Genomic DNA, 19,235 nt, shown 5'->3' on the forward strand with positions numbered 1-19,235 from the left:
CTTTTGGCTTCCTAGCTTACTTTTTTCTCTTCCATCTGTGCGAAAAATTCTGCAAAAATATCACATAATTTTTCGATATCATCCCGGTAAATCTCCCCGATATTTCCGATGCGGAAGGTATCAGCGTCTGTTACCTTTCCCGGATAGATAGCGTATCCTCTGTCTTTGATAAATTCATACATTTCCTGGAAAGAGAAGTTGTGATGTTCCGGATAGAAATTTGTTGAAATACTGTAATTCTTTGATCTTTGTCGTAATAACCATGGTCCTTGTCCCTGCAAGGAAGATCAGCGCACTGATCGTCACCATAGCATTTACGAAGTAATAACTGAATACCTCCAGCAGTGTGGACACTGCATTTGGCGTCACCACCCGGATGATGGTCTTTGTCCAGTTATCCCCCATCAGCATTGCTGTTGTTTCCCAGGATGCGTTCATCTTGGAGAGGGAATTTTTCATCATAAGATATGGCGTGGAAAAGAAGTGTACCATATTACAGATGATGAGGATTGCAAATGTATTTTGAAGGGAGGTACCGGAAAAGCAGAATAAATATGCAAGACCGATCACCATACCCGGAATTGTATTTGTTACAAGAGCAATACTGTCAATCGTACCTTTCAGCTTCTGGCTTACGCTGCTTCTTGCCGTCACAAGAGCCGCACCATATGCCATCAGTGTTCCAACAAGAGCTGTCACAATGGCTACCATTAATGAATTGGTATAAACACCATAGAGCGAGCTGTCCTCAAATACTGTCTGAAAATGTTCCAGCGTAAAAGATGTGCGGTAAGGCCACTCTTCTGTAAAAGGTACAACAAAGATTACCGCAAAGATGGACAGGATCCCTATCATAATAACCGCGCTTGCCACTGCGCATGTGATGTCTCTCTTTTTGCTTTTTTTCAGCTCAATCGGAGAAATCTTATTGTAACGTACATTATATTTTTCCAAAATGTTTAATACCGTAATGCTGACAATAGATGGAATCAGCATAATGATCGCTACAACAGCGCCGTTTCCGAAATCCGGAACGCTTCCCAGCATTTCCTCATAGAGAACGCTTGCAACAACCTCAAATTGTCCTCCGATAGATGCCGGAATACCAAAATCTGTGAAACACAGGAAAAAGGTCTGTATAAAAGAGGCTGCCAGAGTTCCCAAAAGGGGACGGAGTATTGTGATCTTAAACGTCTGGAATGGAGAATCCCCCATCAACCGGGACACGATCATAAAACGTTTGTCAATGTATCCCATGGTATTGTTGATCAACATAAAAGAAATCGGAAGCGTATAGATCACATATCCCAATAAAAGACCGTTAAATCCATAGATGTCAAAGAGCTGACGTCCAAATAACCTTGTTAAAAGTCCCTGCTTTCCAAAGGAATAGATAATTGCAAATCCATAAGTAATGGTAGGGAGCAGCATAGGAAGCACAGCTGCCTTTGCAATAAGGTCTTTATAACGTCTGCCAAGGTTTGTGTAATGCACTGTATAGGCAAGGACAAAAGCAAGAAGCGTTGTTACCAGCGCGCTGCATCCTGCCACCAGGAAACTGTTCCCTACCGCCTGCATAAATCCCTTGCTTGTAAGAACTTCCCTGTAATTTTCCAGACCGATTCCCGCTGTATCCTGCGTCAGTGACTTTACGATCACCTGTACCATCGGCACTGCCAGGAAAGCCAGGAAGAACACAGCCAATACTGTAAAAATAAGTTTGATCTCTTTATTTTTTCTTCTCTGCATGACTGATTCCTCTTTCTATGACACCTGCACAGCAGCCTGAGGCTGTGATGCAAAAAGGGTGAAAATATTATTCTTTTTGATCTCCAGCTGATGCAGGATAAATTTCTGTACAAAATTATTTTCCGGAGTTTTAATAATCTCCTCTGGTTTTGCAAACTGTGCAATCTTTCCTTCATTAATGATCATAACTCTGTCAGAGAGTGTCAGCGCTTCTTCCGGATCATGGGTTACGATGATCGTTGTCAGATGGTATTCTTTCGCAATAGCCTTGATCCTATCCTTAATAGACTCCTTGATCACTCCGTCAAGAGCGCTTAAAGGCTCATCCAGCAAAAGGATCTTCGGTTTCATTACCATTGTCCTGGCAAGAGCAACTCTCTGCTTCTGTCCGCCGGACAACTGCCCGATCCTCTTATTCAGATGTTCTTCCAGTCCGAGAAGTTTGATCAGATCCTGTACTTCCTCTTCTGTAGAAATAGAAGGGTTATTGCGAAGGCCGTATGTAATGTTCTGATATACATTCAAATTTGGAAAAAGAGCATAGTCCTGAAAAACAATATTAAATCCTCTTTTTTCCATTGGAACATTTGTCAGATCTTCATCGTTGTAAATAATTTTTCCGCCGTCTGAATCTACAATTCCAAGAATCAGATTTAAAAGCGTTGTCTTTCCGCATCCGGAAGGTCCCAGTATGGAAACGATCTCACCATCTTCAATATTAATGCTGATATCTTCTAAAACCGGTACGCCATCATAGCTTTTTTTCACATTCTTAAGTTCAAGCATAAATACAACTCCTTTTTTCTTTTTTCCCAAACAATAAACTTTTTCTCCTTTGGCAGATTGGTCTTTACCGCTCCAGCCATGGCAAATTATAGCAATGGCACCCGGATCCAGCTATCAAATTTCTTTTAAACTCATGTAAAGGAAATGTAAACTTTACATAGTTTTTACTTTATTTACTTTGTAGAAATTCTACGGGTACAGACATGCAGATCAGCGCATATCCTGCGAAGTACTTCTAACCCTTAAAAGCGCGAGCGCACATCCCGCGGAGCGTTTTATTTAGTAGGAAAAATTTTCTATTAAATAAAAAAACAGAACCTCTCCCGCCTGTTTATTTTTGCGTGAGATGTTCTGCCTTTCCACTTTATACTGTATTTCTACCAAAAATAAATATGTATTTTTTCTACAATTTTCCTTGCTTTTTCTTGCTTCTCTTCTTTGTTTTGCTCTTTCCTGTCTGTTCTCTTGCCGGCAAAGTTCTCTTTTGTTAAATCTTCGTAAAAGCTTCCATTTCCTCTTTACTGGTATAGGCCCTTTCCATGACGATATCGCTTGTCTTTCTAAGCTTTCCGGAAAGGTGAGCATAATCTCTGTTCAGTACACCTGCATAGATCATATCTACCAGAGCAAGCTGAGAAATTCTGGAAAAAATGGTATCGCCGTACAGGAACTGCCGATGGCTTGCACATAAAAGGATATCTGCATATTCAGCGATCAGTGCATTTTCAAAATTTGTAAGGACAAGCGTCTTTGCACCTGCCTTTTTTGCCAGGCGCATCATTTCTACTGTATTCTTGGAATATCCGGAATAGGAAATGCCTATGGCAAGATCCTTTGGTGTCATATTCACTGCACTGACATGCTGCAGATAATAGTCACTGTACTGCCTGCAGTTCAGTCCCAGATAAGTCAGCTTCGTCAGGAGGTCATTGGCAGTGCATACTGAATTTTCCACACTGTAGATCACAATGTTCTCCGCCTTCAATATTGCTTCTACGGCCCTCTTATATTCTCTGGTCTGTATGCTCTTTAACGTTTCCTCCAGCATCTGTATGGAAGTGGTAATAATCTTACCCGGAATTTCCTCCAATTTGTCCTGGCTGGTAAGCTTAAATCCGTAAAGTTCAATATTTCCATTCTCTTCCCGGTGTTCGCTTAAAAGCTCCTCTTCTATCATAGCATATTTAAAATCTTTAAACCCCTTATATCCCAAAGCCTTTACAAAACGGACAATCGTAGGCTGGCTTACCTTGGCATCCCTGGAGAGTTCTTCCATCAGCAAGTCTCCCGGTCTTCCCCGATAAGCCAGGAGATAATCAGCCACTTTTTTCTCCGAAGGGCGAAGTGCGGTATATGCTGTTTGTATTTTTCTCCTGATCTCATTTCCCATTTTTTGTTCTCTCTTTCCTAACAAAGCTTGCTTCCATTGGCAACCAGCTTAAATTTGCATCCCAAATGTTCCGCCGCTCTTTGACACATCATCATACGTTTCAGAAAAATTTCAAAGTAATCCATTACAGTGCAGATGGTATCGTCCAACTCCAGATCCATACGTATGATTCTCTTTTCTCTGTCAATCTCTACCTTGGAGGACAGAGCCGCATAATTTACCCTGTCATGGGTATCAAAATTGGAGGGTACAGAATTTTGCACCCGGTTTCTCCTCACATCTGTCTTATCCGCAAGAATAAGAGCCGCCGACACTTCGTCTACCGCTGCTCCTGTCCCCTCGTCATGATGACCGATTGCTGACGCTATTGTAAGAACATCTTTAAGGGGCATCTGCCGTTCTTTTAAAATCTGATAAGCCAGAACCGCCCCGCTGTGGGGATGGTCGTGCCGGTTGATCGTGTTCCCGATATCGTGCATGTAGCCGGCAATTTTAGCCAGCTCGATCTTATGTTTTCCGCATCCTAAATCCTTCAGGATCTTTCCTGCCATTTCAGCTGTTCTGGCTGCATGCTTTCTGGAATGTTCCGTATATCCCAGCTCACTTAAAATTTTATTTCCTTTTTCGATCAGAAGATTAATTTCTTCATCACTGCGTATCTGTTTATAACTCACTGCCAAATTATATTTCTCCTTTATATATAATGTAGATTTACAGACGGCGCACGGCGTCCATGGCAAGAACCGACCTTTCGCACTCCTCTGCCGTCATGGTGATCTGCCAGCAGAGAGGACTTCCCTTCATATGTTCCGACGCATAACTTAATCCATTTGTCCTCTCGTCAAGAAACGGCCTGTCTATCTGATCCGGATCGCCCAGCAGGATGATCTTTGTATCCTTCCCTGCACGGGTAATGATCCCTTTTATCTGTCCGGGTGTCATATTTTGAGCCTCATCAATGATCATATAGGTTTTTACAATAGACCTTCCCCGGATATAATTCAGAGCTTCTGTCTGTATCAGTCCCCGGGAAAAGATTTCCTCAATCTTCCCCTGCAATTCCTTTTCATCTCTGTATCTTTCTTCCTCACTGGAATCAATAAGCTGCTCCAGATTATCAATCACAGGACGCATAAGCGGTGAGATCTTCTCCTGTTCATCTCCGGGAAGAAAACCGATATCCGAGTCGAACTGTGCATTGGGCCGACATACCAGTATCCTCCTGTATTCGCCGGTAGGATTGTTCAGCACCTTTTCCAGACCCACAGCAAGAGAATAGAATGTTTTGCTTGTTCCTGCCATTCCTTTGACAATAACAAGAGGGGCGTTCTTGGCAGGCTGCATCAGAGCTTCCTGCAGAAAATACTGTCCGGCGTTTCTTGGATGTATCCCATAAGGGGCTGACTTTTTATATTCCAGCTTTCGTATGCGTTCCCCTTCCACACGTCCCAGATGGGTCTTTCCGGAAGACTGATCTGCTCTCAAGATCACAAACTGATTTTCCGTAAGCTGCACTTCTGTTCTCTTTCCCGACTCATCCACCTGGTAAACTTCTTCGCAGGGGATCCCTTTTTTCTTAAATTCTTTAAAAATTTCCTCCGGAACATAAACTTCCGTTCTCCCCTTATACTGCTTTTCATGATCAAAAACCTGTTCTGTAGTGAAATCCTCCGCACAGATTCCAAGGATCTGGGCTTTTATTCGAAGAAGGATATCTTTGGTGACAAGGATCACCTGCTCGCTTCTATCCCTGGAAAGTCCGAGACATACTTTCAGGATGCGATTATCCGGCACCTCTGCTGCAAGATCCTCCGGAAGAGACACGTCAACAAAATTTTTTTCTACACGCAAAGTTCCGCCGCCTTCCATTTCCACACCCGAAAGCAGGTTTCCCTTTTGCCGGAACTGTTCCAAGATCCTAACCGCCTGTCTGGCGTTGCTTCCCCTGTCTCCTTCAGCCTTTTTCAATCGATCCAGCTCTTCCAGGACTACCATAGGAAGTATAACCTGATTGTCTTCAAAACATTCTACCGCGTGCGGCGCCTGAATCAGCACATTCGTATCAAGAACGTAAATTTTTACCATATAACAGAATGCTCCTTTCCGGTTCTATTGGTTTGTCCCCAGTATACCGTCCTTTCTTTTTTATCCAATGAAGCGCAGGTAAAATCTACGTAAATTTTTTTCGTTCATAATTTGTTCATTTATCTTTCAAAAAACCTTCATTTCTTGCACACTATTTCTTCACAGCTATGCCGTATACTAAAACCATCAAATGAAGAACAAGACGTTACGTAGTAAAATACTTTTTGAATAAACTTTTTCATAATACATGCCGGGGACTGGTAAAACAGTCACCCGGCATCCTCCCTTTTATGGAGCTTTTACGGCTTTAACGCCACTTTCATTACTCCATCTTCCTTCTTTTCAAATATCTGATACATTCTCATGGCATCCTCAAGGCCGGCTCTATGAGTGATCAGACATTCTCCTTTTAATCTTCCTTTTCTTATCAGCTCCAAAATCTCTTCACAATTGCAGGCATCCACTCCTCCGGTCTTAAAGGTAAGATTTTTTCCATACATTTCCGGAAGAGGAAGAATCTGCTCCTCCTCATACATGGCTTCGATCACCACGATTCCTCCCGGCCTTGCCGCCTGCCACGCCGCCTGGAAACTTTCCGGGGTTCCTGCTGCTTCAATGACAACATCCGCCCCTCTTCCTTCCGTCAGCTTTTTCATCTCTTCTTCCAAAGATACCTCTTTCGGATTATAAAATTTTCCGGCAAGCCTTTGCCTCTTAGCAAAATCCAGCCTTTCCCCTTCAATATCCGCCGCTGCGATGATTGCAGGTTCATAGAGGGCTGCGCACATCATGGTACAAAGCCCTGCCGGCCCGGCTCCGATCACTAACACGGTATCTCCCTTTTGAATTTCTCCGATCTTAGCCGCCCAATAACCAGTTGATAAAAGGTCTCCTGTAAACAGAGCCTGCTCATCTGTTACTTCATCCGGGATAGGAGTCAACGCCTGATCGGCAAAAGGAATACGCACATATTCCGCCTGTCCTCCGTCGATCCTGCAGCCAAGAGCCCATCCTCCGTTTTCATCCTGGCAGTTGTTCACGGAACCTCTTTTACAGAAAAAACACTCTCCACAGAAAGTCTCCACATTGACAGCCACCCTCTGTCCCACACGGACATTTTTTACCTTTGTGCCTGTCTTTTCTACAATCCCGATAAATTCATGTCCCAGTATGGTTCCCGGCACTGCTCTTGGGACTGCTCCGTTTCTAATGTGAAGATCACTGGTGCAAATACTTGTCAGCGTCACTTTAACAAGTGCATCACTTTCTTCCTGAAGCTTCGGTACCGGACGCTCCTCCATACCGATTTTTCCATTTTCCTGATAGACTACTGCTTTCATACTGTATTCCCCCTCCGCGCCAATGCGCACTTATCCAAAAAGCTTGTCTGACAAACTTCACACAACGTTTTCTGTAAGACAAAAAAAGCCATCGCTCTCCAGCGATGCCTGTCTTATTCAAAACTTTCCCTATAATAATACAAAAATCGGGGTAACAGGATTCGAACCTGCGACCTCGCGGCCCCCAGCCGCGCGCTCTAACCAAACTGAGCCATACCCCGTCAACAAATCTTATTATACTCGAATTATGTCGGATAATGCAAGCCTTTTTTTACAATTTCTGTATTCTTTTCTGCACTTTAGATTTCATATAGATTTTTGCCTCTTTTTTATAATATATGCTAAAATAATTATAAAATTACATGCGAAAGGAGTCGCTCATATGAAACTTATCGTAATAGGTCCCCGCGGGAAAATGGGAAAGCTGATCACTCAGGTCGCTGCAGAGCGCGAGGATATGGAATTGGTTGCCGGCGTAGCCCCAAGGGGAAGGGACTATATCGGAACAGACCTGGGGCAGGTCGCTATGGTAGGACGAAACTTAAATGTCCCAGTTGTTGATGATCTGGAATCTGTAATCGATTCCTGTGACGTCATCATTGATTTTTCTACAAAAGAAATGGCAATGGAAGTGGTAGATTGCGCTGTTCGGCATAAGAAAGCACTGGTATGCGGTACCACCGGATTCTCGGAAGAAGAAAAGAAGAAATTCCAGGATGCTGCTGCCCATATTCCCATGCTCTATGCCGCCAACACTTCCAAACTTGTCAACATCATGAATAAGCTTTTGGAAATCGTCACCTCTTCTGTAGGAGATGAAGCAGATATTGAAATTCTGGAAATGCATGATCAATGGAAAAAAGACGCTCCCAGCGGCACTTCAAAAGAAATGGGGGAAATTATGGCGCAGGCTATGGGAAAAAAACTGGACGACATTGCCGTATACGGACGCCACGGCTCTTCGCCAAGGGAAAAAGGCACCATTGGCTATCACTCGCTGCGGGCCGGTAATATCCCCAGCAGCCACACCGTCTATTTCGGCTTCATGGGTGAGCGCTTGGAAATCACCCACCATTCCTACAACTGGGAATGTTTTGCAAGGGGCGCCTGCGACTGCGCTGCTTATCTGGCAGGTAAGGAGCCGGGATTTTATACTATCAAAGATGTCCTGAATCTTTAGGATACTCCTTCAAAAAAAAACCGGAAGAAGAACTTCTTTGCTGTTCTTCTTCCGGTTTTTTCTTTCTGTCAACAAAAAACTCTACAGTTTCTCTGAATCCAAAATAATCGTAAACGGACCATCGTTTGTGAGGCTGACTTTCATATCTGCTCCAAACTGTCCTCTTTCCACTACCGGAACACTTTCCCTGCATTTTTCGATAATATATTCGTACATTTCTTCTGCCATCTTCGGCTCTCCTGCCTCAATAAAGCTTGGACGGTTTCCTTTTTTACAGTTTGCATACAGAGTAAACTGTGAGATCAAAAGCAGGCTTCCTCCTACTGTCTCCAGAGACAGGTTTGTTTTTCCGTTTTCATCTTCAAAGATGCGAAGGCCGATCATTTTCTTTATCATTTTATCTGCAATCTCTTTTGTGTCAGTGTCAGAAACTCCGATCAGAACCATAAATCCTTTCCCAATTTCTCCAAGCGTCTGCCCGTCCACCTTGACATTTGCATTTGTAACGCGCTGTATCACGAATCTCATTTTGCATTTCCTCCTTTTCGCATGTCATAAATTCTCGTATTTTCTATCATCCACGAATCGGAAGAACTTGTCAATATTTATCCTGTAATTTTGTCTTCCATCTTTTCCATAATATAGCGCTCCACATCATTTTTTTCAATTCCCAGAGATACCGCCAGCTCTCCGTACAGATTTTCCCGCGCCGCATGGAGACATCTCTCGTCGCCTGCCGTCACTTTCTTTCCCTGTGCCTGGCGTTTCTGCTTCCTTTCATAAACCGTTTTGATTACCCGGACCCACTGCCTTACATCGCAGGTACGCAGTGCCTTTTTCATGATCTCTTCTCGCTGACGCTCATTGGTGATGCCAAGCATGTCTATATCTTTTATCTCACCGATCAATTTCTTAGCTTCCTCTTTTGAGAGCACATACCGCATAATAATCTTTTCACTGTCAGCAGGGACATAGATAACACCGCCTTTTGAGTACAGCGGTGCAAGTGTATAGTAATCCTTGCCTGCCGATGCCTCTGAAAGCCGGATGGGACCTATGCTCTCCACTCTGCATACGCCATGCTGCCCACATATAATGTAGGCTCCCGTTTCAAACATTCCGATTCTCCTTTCTTTTCAATATAATACCATTATTCCCAAAAATCTCCCTGCTCAAAATAATCTCTCGCCTTATACAAAAATCCGCCTATCCAGGAACTGGATTAGACGGATTCTTCTATCTGTCTCTTTTTATTTTATCAGACAAATTAACTTTTTGTAATATTTTTCCAGAAAAAAGTTGTTTTTCATCACTTTTGCCTATAAATCAGCAGGCTTCCTTTTGTGCAATTTCACTACTCGGTCCGGGAATCTGCGCCAAAATGATTGCCACAAACATTAAGACGCATCCCATACTTTCTCTGACAGATAACTGTTCTCCAAGGATTACCCATCCTGCCAGTACTGAGATACAGGATTCCAGACTTAAGATCAAAGACGCAATGGTCGGATTCATATTTTTCTGTCCTATGATCTGAAGTGTATAGGCGACTCCGCTGGAGAGAACTCCTGCATACAAAAGCGGGATCCAGCTTTTTACAATTCCATCTGCCGTAGTTGTCTCCCAAAACATCATTGGTATCAGAGAGAGAGCACCTGCCACAAAAAACTGAATACAGGACATCTTCACCCCATCTGTCTTCGGCGCAAAATGATCGATCACCAGAATATGCAGAGAAAATAGAAGTGCTCCAATGAACACGTATATATCGCCTTTTCCTATAGAAAAGGACTCTGTAATGCACAGAAAATACAGCCCCGCCAGAGCGATAGCCACTGCCAGCCATACTTTCCATCCGGTTTTCTGTTTCAGAAAAATTCCAAGTACCGGAACCAATACAATATAGAAAGCAGTGATAAATCCGGCCTTTCCGGCTGTCGTATACTGAAGTCCAAGCTGCTGCATGCTGCTTGCCGCAAACAAGATCACGCCGCAGCTTAATCCCCCGGCGATCAGATCCTTTCTCTTGCCGCTGTTTTCCACATTCCCCTTTTCTCCTTTATTTAATTTTCCTAAAAGATAAATGCAAGGAAGAAGGGCAATCCCCCCGATGAATGATCGGATTCCGTTAAATCCAAAGGGCCCCAGATAATCCATACCTACACTCTGCGCTACAAAAGCTGTTCCCCAGATAAAGGCTGTCAGAAACAACATACATGCATTTTTCTTTCTCATTCTCTTATCATTCCTTTTTCTTGACTTATTTCTCGCTTGTACATCTATCCAAAAGAACACGATGCAGTACATTAGTATATCATATTCATGAAATTTTTCAAATGGTGTATAATAATGGAAAAGCTTTACACTCTTCATAAAACATGGCCGGAGGCAATCATGAAAAAATATCACTCTTTTTTCTTTCTATGGGGCATAATTATGCTGGTATCGGAAATCTGGAAGCAATATACACTTACTTTTGTGCTTGGACAGGGACACTATAATCTCTGGTATCTTCCCTTCCAGCTATGCAGTATTCCGATGTATGTCTGTCTCCTTATACCATGGGTAAAAAATCCCCGCCTTTTGGGGATCCTGGCAGCTTTCCTGACAGACTATGGCCTTCTGGGAGGTATTTTTGCCTTCTTTGACACAAGTGGAATGCACTACGGATACGCTCCTTTGACTGTGCATTCCTATCTGTGGCATATTGTCCTGATTTTTATCGGCCTGACTGCCGCCTGCATTTTTCCTTCTTCATCCAAATGGTCCTGTTTTCTGGGAAGCACCGCTTTGTTTCTCGTCTGCTGCCTTATTGCGCTTATACTGGATCTTACCCTGGATTCCTACGGCACCATCAATATGTTTTATATCAATCCGGACTATCCTATGGCACAGAAAGTATTTTCTTCCATTGCCCTCGCAATTGGAAATACCCCGGGTATTTTAGTCTATATTGGAAGTATTATCTCTGGCGCTGCCCTCTTTCATATCATATGGCGGCAGGCTGCATCCCGTCTGATCGGACCGGAATCATAATTTTGACAACGTAGGTGTCACCCTCGCCTCCTGCAAGATAACTGATCATATCATAGACATACCCATCTCCGCAGATTTCCAGATTTTCTTTTTTGATAAAATCTATCAGGCATTTCAGCCCCTTCCCAAAAGTGGAGTAATCTCCTTTATGATTGACCTGGGCATAATAGCCTGCCGGTTTCATTCGAATATCTTCTTCGCATGAGCCCGGATTACTTTCTTTTCTTCTCTCATCTGTTCCTCTCCATTTCGTACCTTCTGAGATTTTACTGAAATATCCGTTTTCCTCCTCACAGCCGGCCAGAAGATTGGATCTTGAGATAATCGATCCAAAAACCGCCCTGTTTTTCAGACCATACCGCTCGCATTTTTTCATGTGCTCTCCCATTCTCCTGGCTACACTGTGTATATATTCCCCTTCCGGCGGGATGATCGAAGTAACCAAAAGCAATTCCTCTTCCTCATATTTCAGTTCCGGCTGATCATAGACATCATCCAGCGCATTTTCCGTCATTTTTATTGTATCAGAAAGAAAGCGGCTGATCTCTTCCAATTCCTCTTTTTTTCTTTCTATCTCCTCCTGCTTTTTCCGGAAGATCTCCAGAAAATGCGCCGTATCATAGTGGCTGAAATACCATTTGATATCATTTAAACTGCTGCCGGTATATTTCATCATTCGGATCAGATCATAATCAAAAAACTGTGCCGGTGTATAATATCTGTATCGATTTTCTCCGAGCCATGCCGGTTTTAAAATTCCTATCTCATCATAGTGGAATAGTGTCTCTTTCGTCGTTCCGCACAATTCCGCAAACTCTCCGCTTGTGAGAAAATACTCTTTTTTCATACTCTTCTCCTTGACTATAGTCTTACCCTATAGTTTACTATGTCCTGCGAAGGAGGACAATATCCATATGAGCAATACAACAACTTTATATAAAGAACAAAACCGGATCTTTCAGGAAATGGCTCCCTTAAAACTTTTTCTGCGCTGTGCCCTTCCTAATATGATCAGCATGGCAGTTGTTTCACTTTATACCATCGCTGACGGTGTCTTTGTCGGGCATTATATCGGAGCCGAAGCCCTGGCTGCTATCAATCTTGTCATGCCTTTGATCATGATGAGCTTTGCTCTGTCAGATATGGTTGCTGTCGGCTCTTCCGTTCAAATCGCCATATGGCTTGGAAAAGGAGATGAAAAAATGGCAGGAAGCATCTTCTCTTCTTCCTGTCTTTTAATTTTGCTTTCTGCTGTTGTAATGGGCGCTGCTGCATACGCCTTCGCCTGGCCTCTTGTCCGCTTTCTGGGGGCATCCGGCGAGGTAGCTGTCCTGGCTGTCCGGTATATGCGGGTCTATGCAGCATTTTCCATATTCATCATGCACTTTTTTGCTGTAGATAACTATCTTCGCATATGCGGCAAAGTCCACTACAGTATGGCAATGAACGTTGGTATGTCCTTGGCTAATATCTTTTTGGACTGGATTTTTATCGGCATTATGGGATGGGGGATTGAAGCTGCTGCCCTGGCTTCCTGCCTGAGCCTGATGGCTGGAAATCTGATCTGTTTTTATCCGTTCTTCCGGGGAAAATTGCTTTTACGTTTTACTAAAAAGTTGATTCCCCTGAAAATGACCGGCAATATCATTGCGAATGGAAGTTCCGAATTTTTCAACAACATTTCCGGCTCAGTCTGTATGATGATCTTCAATGCAGCGCTTTTATCTTTTGGAGGCTATCTGGCTGTTGCCGCTTTCAGTATTATCATGTATGTAGACAGTGTGGTGAAAGCCCTGATGTTTGGCATGGCTGATTCCCTGCAGCCGGCTATCAGCTACAATTTCGGCGCCGGAAATCCTTCCCGCGTACGAGCGATCGAGAGAATTGGGCAAGCTGCCGCTTTCCTTTTATCCTTAGCTGTATTTCTTCTGATGCAGACTTTAGGCGAAACGCTTATTTCTCTGTTCAGCAGTGAAAATGCAGACCTGATGGCTATGAGCATCCACGGAATGCGGATTTTTGCTTTTTCCTATTTATTCAGCTGGTGTTCCATCCTGTCCGGCTCCTTTTTTACTGCTCTGAACCGTCCGGTATTTTCCCTTATCACCGCTTCCTGCAATACTTTTATCTTCCCGGTTGTATTCCTGCTGCTTTTATCCGGATTGCTGGAACTGGACGGCATATGGCTCTCTTCACCTGCCGCTTCTGCCACAGCTTTTCTTCTTGCACTGATCTTCCTTAAAAATACTTATGACCGGCTGAATGTCAGATCATCCTGACATCCCCGGCATATCATAACAAGCATTGACTGCGTCCGGCATTTTTATCTGCCAAAGTCTTGATTTTCCCTCCCGGAGTGTTATACTTTCTGTATGGGGTATTAGCGCAGTTGGGAGCGCGCAACATTCGCATTGTTGAGGCCACGGGTTCGAATCCCGTATACTCCATTTCCATTTTTCATCAGTTAAGGAGGTATCGGCGATGGAAAAAAAGAATATGCCGGGCGCATCCCAGGCACCCAAATCACTTGCAACAACAAAAGATACTACAATGGCTATTGAAACAAGAGCCGGTGTATTGAAAGATGCAGAGTCGGAAATACCAAAGTTTAAAGCCAATGTATATCTTCAATATCTGGGAAAAGAGTTCAGTACAAAAGAAATCCTGGTAAAAGCAAAAAACACCTGGATGAAAGAATCCGGAAAAGGTCCGGAAGATATAAAGAGTATCAATATCTATGTAAAGCCGGAAGAATTTGCAGCATATTATGTCATTAATGATGACGCAACCGGAAAAATTGACCTGTAAATATATTTCTACAGCAAAATTTTTCTTATTTTCCAAAAACAAAACACGCCTCTGCTCTGTCAGAAAAAGACAGATGCAGAGGCTTTTCTTTTCCAATTTATTCGGTATCCCCGGATGCCTCCTCCAAAAGCCGTGCATCCAGCGCTTCTTTCACATCCGCCAGAGTCATGGACTTCAGTTCCTGTTCCATGACATCCTGCACCTTTTTCAGACGATCATCCAGAAGAAAATGGATATTCCGGCCCACCGGGCACTTTGGATTCGGATTTTCATGAAAGTGAAACAGCGAGTTCTCCTCCACGCAGTCTACTGCCCGGTATATATCAAGGAAGGTAATGTCCTCCAGGGGTTTTGCGATACTTGTCCCTCCCGGTCCTCTTTTTACTTCGATCAGTCCCGCTGTTTTCAGCTGTGACAGCAGCTTACGGATAATAACCGGATTGACCTGTATACTCCCCGCCAGAAACTCGCTGGTGATCTTGAATTGCCCCTGAAAGGTATCTATGCAGGCGAGCATATGTACAGCAATTGTAAATCTGCTGGATATCTGCATCTTTTTCCGCTCCCTTCCCTGACACCGGCAGGCTGAAAACACTGCCTGTTTTGTTGTTCTTTTTGTCCGGTATCAGTTGCCATTTAGTATATGCTCCATTCTGCACAGTGTCAACTGCCTTTCGGCATTCCTTCCGTTTCCTTTTCTTAATCTGAAAGCCCCTTACTCACAATTGCCTTCGCCGGACAGTTCACATAGCAGTTGCCGCATTCATCGCAGCGGTTTCCCATGATCCGATACGGCGAACCGGGAACAATGGCATCAAAGGTACAGACTGTTTTACATTTTCCACATCCGATACATTGATCTGTGATCTTAAGTCCGGGAGGCACGATTTCCATACCGCCATAGGAAAATCTCTCTCTTTCCAGCTTATGATCCCGGTGTTCTTTTGCATAATCAAAATCATAGTACTCTCCCTTTGCACGGTAAAGAACAAAAATCCTGGTTGCGGGATATTTTTTCACATCATAGACAGCCACATTAAAGTCTCTGTTATGTTCCGCCTTCTTCTCCATCTCTTCCATGGAAAGCTCCCGGATGTCCCCTCCTATCCTGATGGTATATCCCGGATGGAAGGAAGGCAGGTTCTGCTCATTGTGCATCACCTCCGTATTGGGATACATTCCGCACACCGTCACATTCCCGCTCTCTTTCAACTGTTTGTAAAAAGGCTTTACCGTCATGGTCCGAAAATAAAGACCGTCCTCATCATAAGCAAAAAAGTGGGCGATCCTGGACTCTACCCGTCCGTCACTGACTGTAGAAAATGTCACGCATCCGATCTGGTCAAATTTTTCATAGATTTCCTGAATTGTCATCATCGTAAAAATCCTCCTCTTTTACAAAATTTCTTAAAAGTTCTGTCTGAGGGTGCCAAAGACAGGAAATGGGACCCTCTTCTACAATTTTTCCTTTATCCAAAAAGATAATATGATCCGCAAAATTTCTCAAAAACTTCAGTTCGTGTGTCACAAAAATGAAATCCTTCCCGCTTCCTTTCAATTCCCGGATGGCTTTCAGCACTTCTCCTGTCAGCACCGGGTCAAGAGCCGCTGTCGGCTCATCCAGGAAAATCAGTTTCGGATCGGTGCACAGCGCCCTTGCAATGGATGCCCTTTGGGCCTGCCCGCCTGATATGCTGTCAGGTCTCTTATTCATCTCTTCTTTTAAATGAAGCTGTTCCAGCATTTGTTTTGCCCTGGCTTCCGCTTCTTTCCCTGGCACCTTTTTGATCTTATTTAAGATCAGTACAAGATTTTCCAGAATAGTCAGATGAGGAAAAAGATTGTGCTTCTGAAAAACATATCCGATCTCATTTTGATATTCTCTGACCGTTCCTTCCTGGAGCCGTCTGCCATTTACTTCAATACTCCCTTCCTGGGGCCGTTCCATTCCCGCAAGCAGACGGAGAAGGGTGGATTTTCCGCATCCGGATGCGCCGATGATCCCCAGAGCGTGAACATCCTCAAGCTCCAGCGAAAGGTCGTCCAGGATCTTTCTGTCATAATATTTGGAAACATGATCCAGCTTAATTTTCATAGCTTAATCTCCTTCCTGCATACTGTGCCAGCACGGACAGCGGAATCGTTATGATAAGATACATAAGCCACATCACCAGATATCCTTCAATGGAAGCCCAGTTCTTAGAAGATATGGCTGTAAGGACATAGGATATTTCCGGCACGGAAACAATTTTCAAAAGTGCCGACCCTTTAATGATCCCTGACAGATGGTTAATGAGAGCCGGAAGCATGGGCTTTGCTATCTGCGGAAAAATGACATAGAGATATTTCTGCACGCCGCTGAAATGATAAAGCTCCATCACAACATACTGGTCTTTGTCGATCACAGATGCAGCGCTTTCATAAGAATTTGCCACATAAGGCATGGTGTAGACGGTCAGGGCCGTAATCCCCAGAACCACCTTGTCGGACACTCCTATCAGATTTCCAAATACATATACCATCAGAAACACCATGACCAGCATCGGAGTCCCCATGATAATCTCCCGAAAAATGACCGCAATAGCCTTTATCAGCTGAATACGGCTGTTAAGGAGCAGATAGAATAGAAATCCTGCCGCCATGCAAAGTACAAGTGAAATGAGGCTGATATAAAGCGTATTCCACAGCGCTTCCAAAAGCATTCCCCGCTCATCAAGAATCAGATGATATCTGGGATTATCCGTTGTATGAAACAAAATATACAGGATCAGCGCCGCGAAAATACCAAAGGCAGCTATATTTTGGATCCATTTCATTTTTGCAGACATGTTCTTTTACACCTCCGGTGTGCCGCCTTTTGGCGGATAGATCAGATATTCCAGACCTTTGCTGTCATCCTGAAGATACTCTCCGATCGCGTCATCATATTTATCTCCTGCCTCCATATAAAAACCGCCGTCCTCATACATTGTTTGAATGAACGCATTCAACTGTTCCAAAAGTTCTGTATTTCCTTTCTTCACAGCCATTGCTGACTGGCTGTACTCTTTGATCCCTTCGTAGACGATTGTCGTATCCGGATTGGCAGCGTGATCTCCAAGAATCGTATTGGCGCCTACAAGAACATCCGCTGTATTCTGATTAATCTCCATCAAAGCGCTGGCAATCTCCGTCACCTCTTCCACCTGTGCGCCATAGGACTGCGGCACAGATACCGATATGGTTCCTGAAAGTCCCACAATCCTCTCTCCTTCGATCGAGAAAAATTCTTCCGGAGACATGTCATTCGTAATATTGTTCTCCTGAGCAAAATCTTTATTTACAAGGGCAAGAGTTCTTCCATATCGGTAAGGATCAGAGAAATCCACCTTCTCTTTCCGCTCTTCCTTGACAGCCATATCGGAGATGACAACGTCAGCCTCTCCTGTCTCAAGAGCGGTGATGAGCATGGAAAAATCCGTATTGATAATTTCAATATCCCGGTCCAGATATTCTCCCAATGCATAAGCAATATCTACTTCTAGGCCTTCCGGCTCTCCATTCTCATCCGTTCCGGAAAAAGGCGGAAATTTCAAATCCATGGCAACTTTCAAAGTATCCTTTGATGAGGAACCCTCCTCATTTTCACTGCTGCTTTTTGATGAAGCGCATCCTCCCAAGCTTCCAATTAATAAAACTGCCGCTAAAATCATTGCGATCCTTTTTCTCATTTCCAATTGTTCCTCCTTTTCCAAAAACTCTTCCACATTGGTTCTTTGTTTCAAGCGCTTGTTGTAACATTATTTATTACATCTAGTACATTAGCACCATTTTGATGTAATGTCAATAGTTACATCTACTTTTTATAAAATTTTCTTTTGGAAATGGTTGGTTTTTCCACTTCGCGCAAGTGCGCATCCCGCGGAACGTTTTATTCAATAAGGAACAGGGGTTCCTATTAAATAAAAAAGCTTACGCATCCATGACCGGCAGATCACAGATACGTAAGCCCTCTAAAGCGCTTATTCTTTATTCTATTCTCAAACGTTCCACAACACTTTGTTTTTCCAGATTTCGGAAGCAAAGATACGGAATCAGAACTGCTGTCACCAAAAGGATCGGCGTACAGATTCCAAGCGGAAGCAGTGTAAAATGGAAGGTAGAAAATTCGCTGGCCGTCATGGCACGCACTACCACTCCCACCGCAAGAGCGCTGACAATATAAGATACAGCCAATGTAAGCGCCGCATAGAAAAGCCCTTCATACACAAGCATCCGGCAAAGCTGCTTTTTCGTCATTCCAATGCTCTGGATCATGGCAAACTCCCGTTTTCTTGACACGATCGCTGTCACCATAGAATTGATAAAATTCAGCACGCCCACAAGTGCAATGACTACGCTGATGGCGTTCCCCATCACTGCTGCCGATCTTGTCTCCGCCTCGTACTGTTCTGCCATAGACTTTCTGGATGTCACCGGAAGAGAGGTGTCCACAGACTCTGTATATGCATCCAGCATTTCCTGCACCTGATCGACCTGGCTGTCCTTTACATTAAGAAAGAACTTGCGCAGCGTGTTGTCCGGCCACTGCTCCTGAAAGGTATCGGAGGGAATGACAAACTCCATTTCCATACCGTCCTGGAATCCCATTTCCGGTGCGCCTTCCTCCACAGAAGTTACCGGTTCTACTACCGCCATCACCTGATAACTCTTTCCTTCAATTATGACAGAGCTTCCCACATCCGGCACCGGCATGACTTCCGTGCTTTCTGCCGCCGGTCCTATTGCCAGTATATAATCTCCCGCAGCAAACGCCTGCCGATCAAAGCTTCCTGCCATCATGTTGTAGTCCTGGGTAAGCGCATCCAGCGGAATCCCGTCC

The 19,235-nt window shown here is 43.9% G+C and carries 21 protein-coding genes and 2 tRNA genes; 5 read left to right on the forward strand and 18 right to left on the reverse strand.

The genetic code is table 11. The annotated features are described in order from the left end of the window. Positions 1-11: 11 nt before the first annotated feature. The 8 genes from R2J37_RS12615 to R2J37_RS12650 all read right to left on the reverse strand — a co-directional run bounded on the left by R2J37_RS12615 (position 12) and on the right by R2J37_RS12650 (position 7,571). Positions 12-182: a hypothetical protein gene (locus R2J37_RS12615; RefSeq protein ID WP_331490009.1), complete on the reverse strand. Its 171-nt coding sequence runs from the start codon at positions 180-182 to the stop codon at positions 12-14. Then, the gene (locus R2J37_RS12620; protein ID WP_316265365.1) at positions 175-1,749 is read right to left on the reverse strand and encodes an ABC transporter permease subunit; all 1,575 of its coding nucleotides are present in this window, start codon (positions 1,747-1,749) and stop codon (positions 175-177) included. Before R2J37_RS12620 ends, R2J37_RS12615 begins: the two co-directional genes overlap by 8 nt. A gap of 15 nt (positions 1,750-1,764) precedes the next feature. After that, positions 1,765-2,535 carry an ABC transporter ATP-binding protein gene (locus R2J37_RS12625; protein WP_256193672.1) on the reverse strand — a complete coding sequence of 257 codons (771 nt, stop codon included), beginning with the start codon at positions 2,533-2,535 and terminating at the stop codon, positions 1,765-1,767. A 487-nt stretch (positions 2,536-3,022) separates the two neighbouring features. Then, the gene (locus R2J37_RS12630) at positions 3,023-3,925 is read right to left on the reverse strand and encodes a MurR/RpiR family transcriptional regulator (protein ID WP_316265367.1); all 903 of its coding nucleotides are present in this window, start codon (positions 3,923-3,925) and stop codon (positions 3,023-3,025) included. Between the two features lie 17 nt (positions 3,926-3,942). Continuing rightward, on the reverse strand, positions 3,943-4,605 hold the full coding sequence (locus R2J37_RS12635) for an HD domain-containing protein (RefSeq protein ID WP_316265369.1): 663 nt from the start codon (positions 4,603-4,605) through the stop codon (positions 3,943-3,945). Between the two features lie 31 nt (positions 4,606-4,636). Further along, a complete protein-coding gene (locus tag R2J37_RS12640) occupies positions 4,637-6,010 on the reverse strand; it encodes a PhoH family protein (protein WP_316265370.1) in 1,374 nt (457 codons plus the stop codon). Between the two features lie 299 nt (positions 6,011-6,309). After that, positions 6,310-7,350, reverse strand: coding sequence for an alcohol dehydrogenase (locus tag R2J37_RS12645; protein ID WP_316265373.1), 1,041 nt, complete (start codon positions 7,348-7,350; stop codon positions 6,310-6,312). A gap of 146 nt (positions 7,351-7,496) precedes the next feature. Then, positions 7,497-7,571: transfer RNA gene (locus R2J37_RS12650), tRNA-Pro, on the reverse strand. A gap of 161 nt (positions 7,572-7,732) precedes the next feature. Here R2J37_RS12650 and dapB point away from each other — a divergent pair. After that, positions 7,733-8,530 (forward strand): 4-hydroxy-tetrahydrodipicolinate reductase, encoded by a 798-nt coding sequence (gene dapB / locus R2J37_RS12655; protein WP_316265374.1) that lies wholly within the window; start codon positions 7,733-7,735, stop codon positions 8,528-8,530. An 81-nt stretch (positions 8,531-8,611) separates the two neighbouring features. Here the strand turns inward: dapB and dtd are convergent, their stop codons facing one another. The 3 genes from dtd to R2J37_RS12670 form a co-directional block, all read right to left on the reverse strand. After that, complete coding sequence (gene dtd / locus R2J37_RS12660; protein WP_316265376.1) at positions 8,612-9,058, reverse strand: D-aminoacyl-tRNA deacylase; 447 nt, start codon at positions 9,056-9,058, stop codon at positions 8,612-8,614. Positions 9,059-9,135: 77 nt separating this feature from the next. Then, the gene (locus R2J37_RS12665) at positions 9,136-9,648 is read right to left on the reverse strand and encodes a CarD family transcriptional regulator (RefSeq protein WP_230105347.1); all 513 of its coding nucleotides are present in this window, start codon (positions 9,646-9,648) and stop codon (positions 9,136-9,138) included. A gap of 208 nt (positions 9,649-9,856) precedes the next feature. Then, entirely contained in the window at positions 9,857-10,765 is a 909-nt protein-coding gene (locus tag R2J37_RS12670) for a DMT family transporter (protein ID WP_316265378.1), read from the reverse strand. Positions 10,766-10,924: 159 nt separating this feature from the next. On the opposite strand from R2J37_RS12670, the gene R2J37_RS12675 reads away from it, so the two are divergent. Continuing rightward, on the forward strand, positions 10,925-11,566 hold the full coding sequence (locus R2J37_RS12675; protein ID WP_230105345.1) for a TMEM164 family acyltransferase: 642 nt from the start codon (positions 10,925-10,927) through the stop codon (positions 11,564-11,566). Here R2J37_RS12675 and R2J37_RS12680 read toward each other — a convergent pair. After that, positions 11,520-12,413, reverse strand: a complete 894-nt coding sequence (locus R2J37_RS12680) for a MerR family DNA-binding transcriptional regulator (protein WP_316265379.1) — start codon at positions 12,411-12,413, stop codon at positions 11,520-11,522. The two genes, R2J37_RS12675 and R2J37_RS12680, sit on opposite strands and share 47 nt — an antisense overlap. Before the next feature lie 67 nt (positions 12,414-12,480). On the opposite strand from R2J37_RS12680, the gene R2J37_RS12685 reads away from it, so the two are divergent. From R2J37_RS12685 to R2J37_RS12695, 3 genes are all read left to right on the forward strand, one after another. Beyond that, the gene (locus tag R2J37_RS12685; RefSeq protein WP_230105343.1) at positions 12,481-13,845 is read left to right on the forward strand and encodes an MATE family efflux transporter; all 1,365 of its coding nucleotides are present in this window, start codon (positions 12,481-12,483) and stop codon (positions 13,843-13,845) included. Between the two features lie 95 nt (positions 13,846-13,940). Next, positions 13,941-14,013: transfer RNA gene (locus R2J37_RS12690), tRNA-Ala, on the forward strand. 34 nt (positions 14,014-14,047) lie between these two features. After that, positions 14,048-14,374 carry a DUF6465 family protein gene (locus R2J37_RS12695; protein ID WP_230105342.1) on the forward strand — a complete coding sequence of 109 codons (327 nt, stop codon included), beginning with the start codon at positions 14,048-14,050 and terminating at the stop codon, positions 14,372-14,374. A 97-nt stretch (positions 14,375-14,471) separates the two neighbouring features. Here the strand turns inward: R2J37_RS12695 and R2J37_RS12700 are convergent, their stop codons facing one another. The 6 genes from R2J37_RS12700 to R2J37_RS12725 all read right to left on the reverse strand — a co-directional run bounded on the left by R2J37_RS12700 (position 14,472) and on the right by R2J37_RS12725 (position 19,195). After that, positions 14,472-14,927 (reverse strand): Rrf2 family transcriptional regulator, encoded by a 456-nt coding sequence (locus tag R2J37_RS12700; RefSeq protein ID WP_230105341.1) that lies wholly within the window; start codon positions 14,925-14,927, stop codon positions 14,472-14,474. A gap of 146 nt (positions 14,928-15,073) precedes the next feature. Then, a complete protein-coding gene (locus R2J37_RS12705; protein WP_316265380.1) occupies positions 15,074-15,751 on the reverse strand; it encodes a 4Fe-4S binding protein in 678 nt (225 codons plus the stop codon). After that, positions 15,726-16,469, reverse strand: coding sequence for an amino acid ABC transporter ATP-binding protein (locus R2J37_RS12710; RefSeq protein ID WP_316265382.1), 744 nt, complete (start codon positions 16,467-16,469; stop codon positions 15,726-15,728). The genes R2J37_RS12705 and R2J37_RS12710 overlap by 26 nt, the downstream gene beginning before the upstream one ends. Next, entirely contained in the window at positions 16,459-17,202 is a 744-nt protein-coding gene (locus R2J37_RS12715) for an amino acid ABC transporter permease (protein WP_316265384.1), read from the reverse strand. The genes R2J37_RS12710 and R2J37_RS12715 overlap by 11 nt, the downstream gene beginning before the upstream one ends. Positions 17,203-17,208: 6 nt before the next feature. Next, positions 17,209-18,084, reverse strand: a complete 876-nt coding sequence (locus tag R2J37_RS12720; RefSeq protein ID WP_256193684.1) for a transporter substrate-binding domain-containing protein — start codon at positions 18,082-18,084, stop codon at positions 17,209-17,211. Between the two features lie 298 nt (positions 18,085-18,382). Then, positions 18,383-19,195 carry an ABC transporter permease gene (locus R2J37_RS12725; RefSeq protein ID WP_316265387.1) on the reverse strand — a complete coding sequence of 271 codons (813 nt, stop codon included), beginning with the start codon at positions 19,193-19,195 and terminating at the stop codon, positions 18,383-18,385. Between the last annotated feature and the right edge of the window lie 40 nt (positions 19,196-19,235).

This window comes from Claveliimonas bilis, assembly GCF_030296775.1.
In the GTDB taxonomy this organism is placed as follows: Bacteria; Bacillota; Clostridia; order Lachnospirales; family Lachnospiraceae; genus Claveliimonas; species Claveliimonas bilis.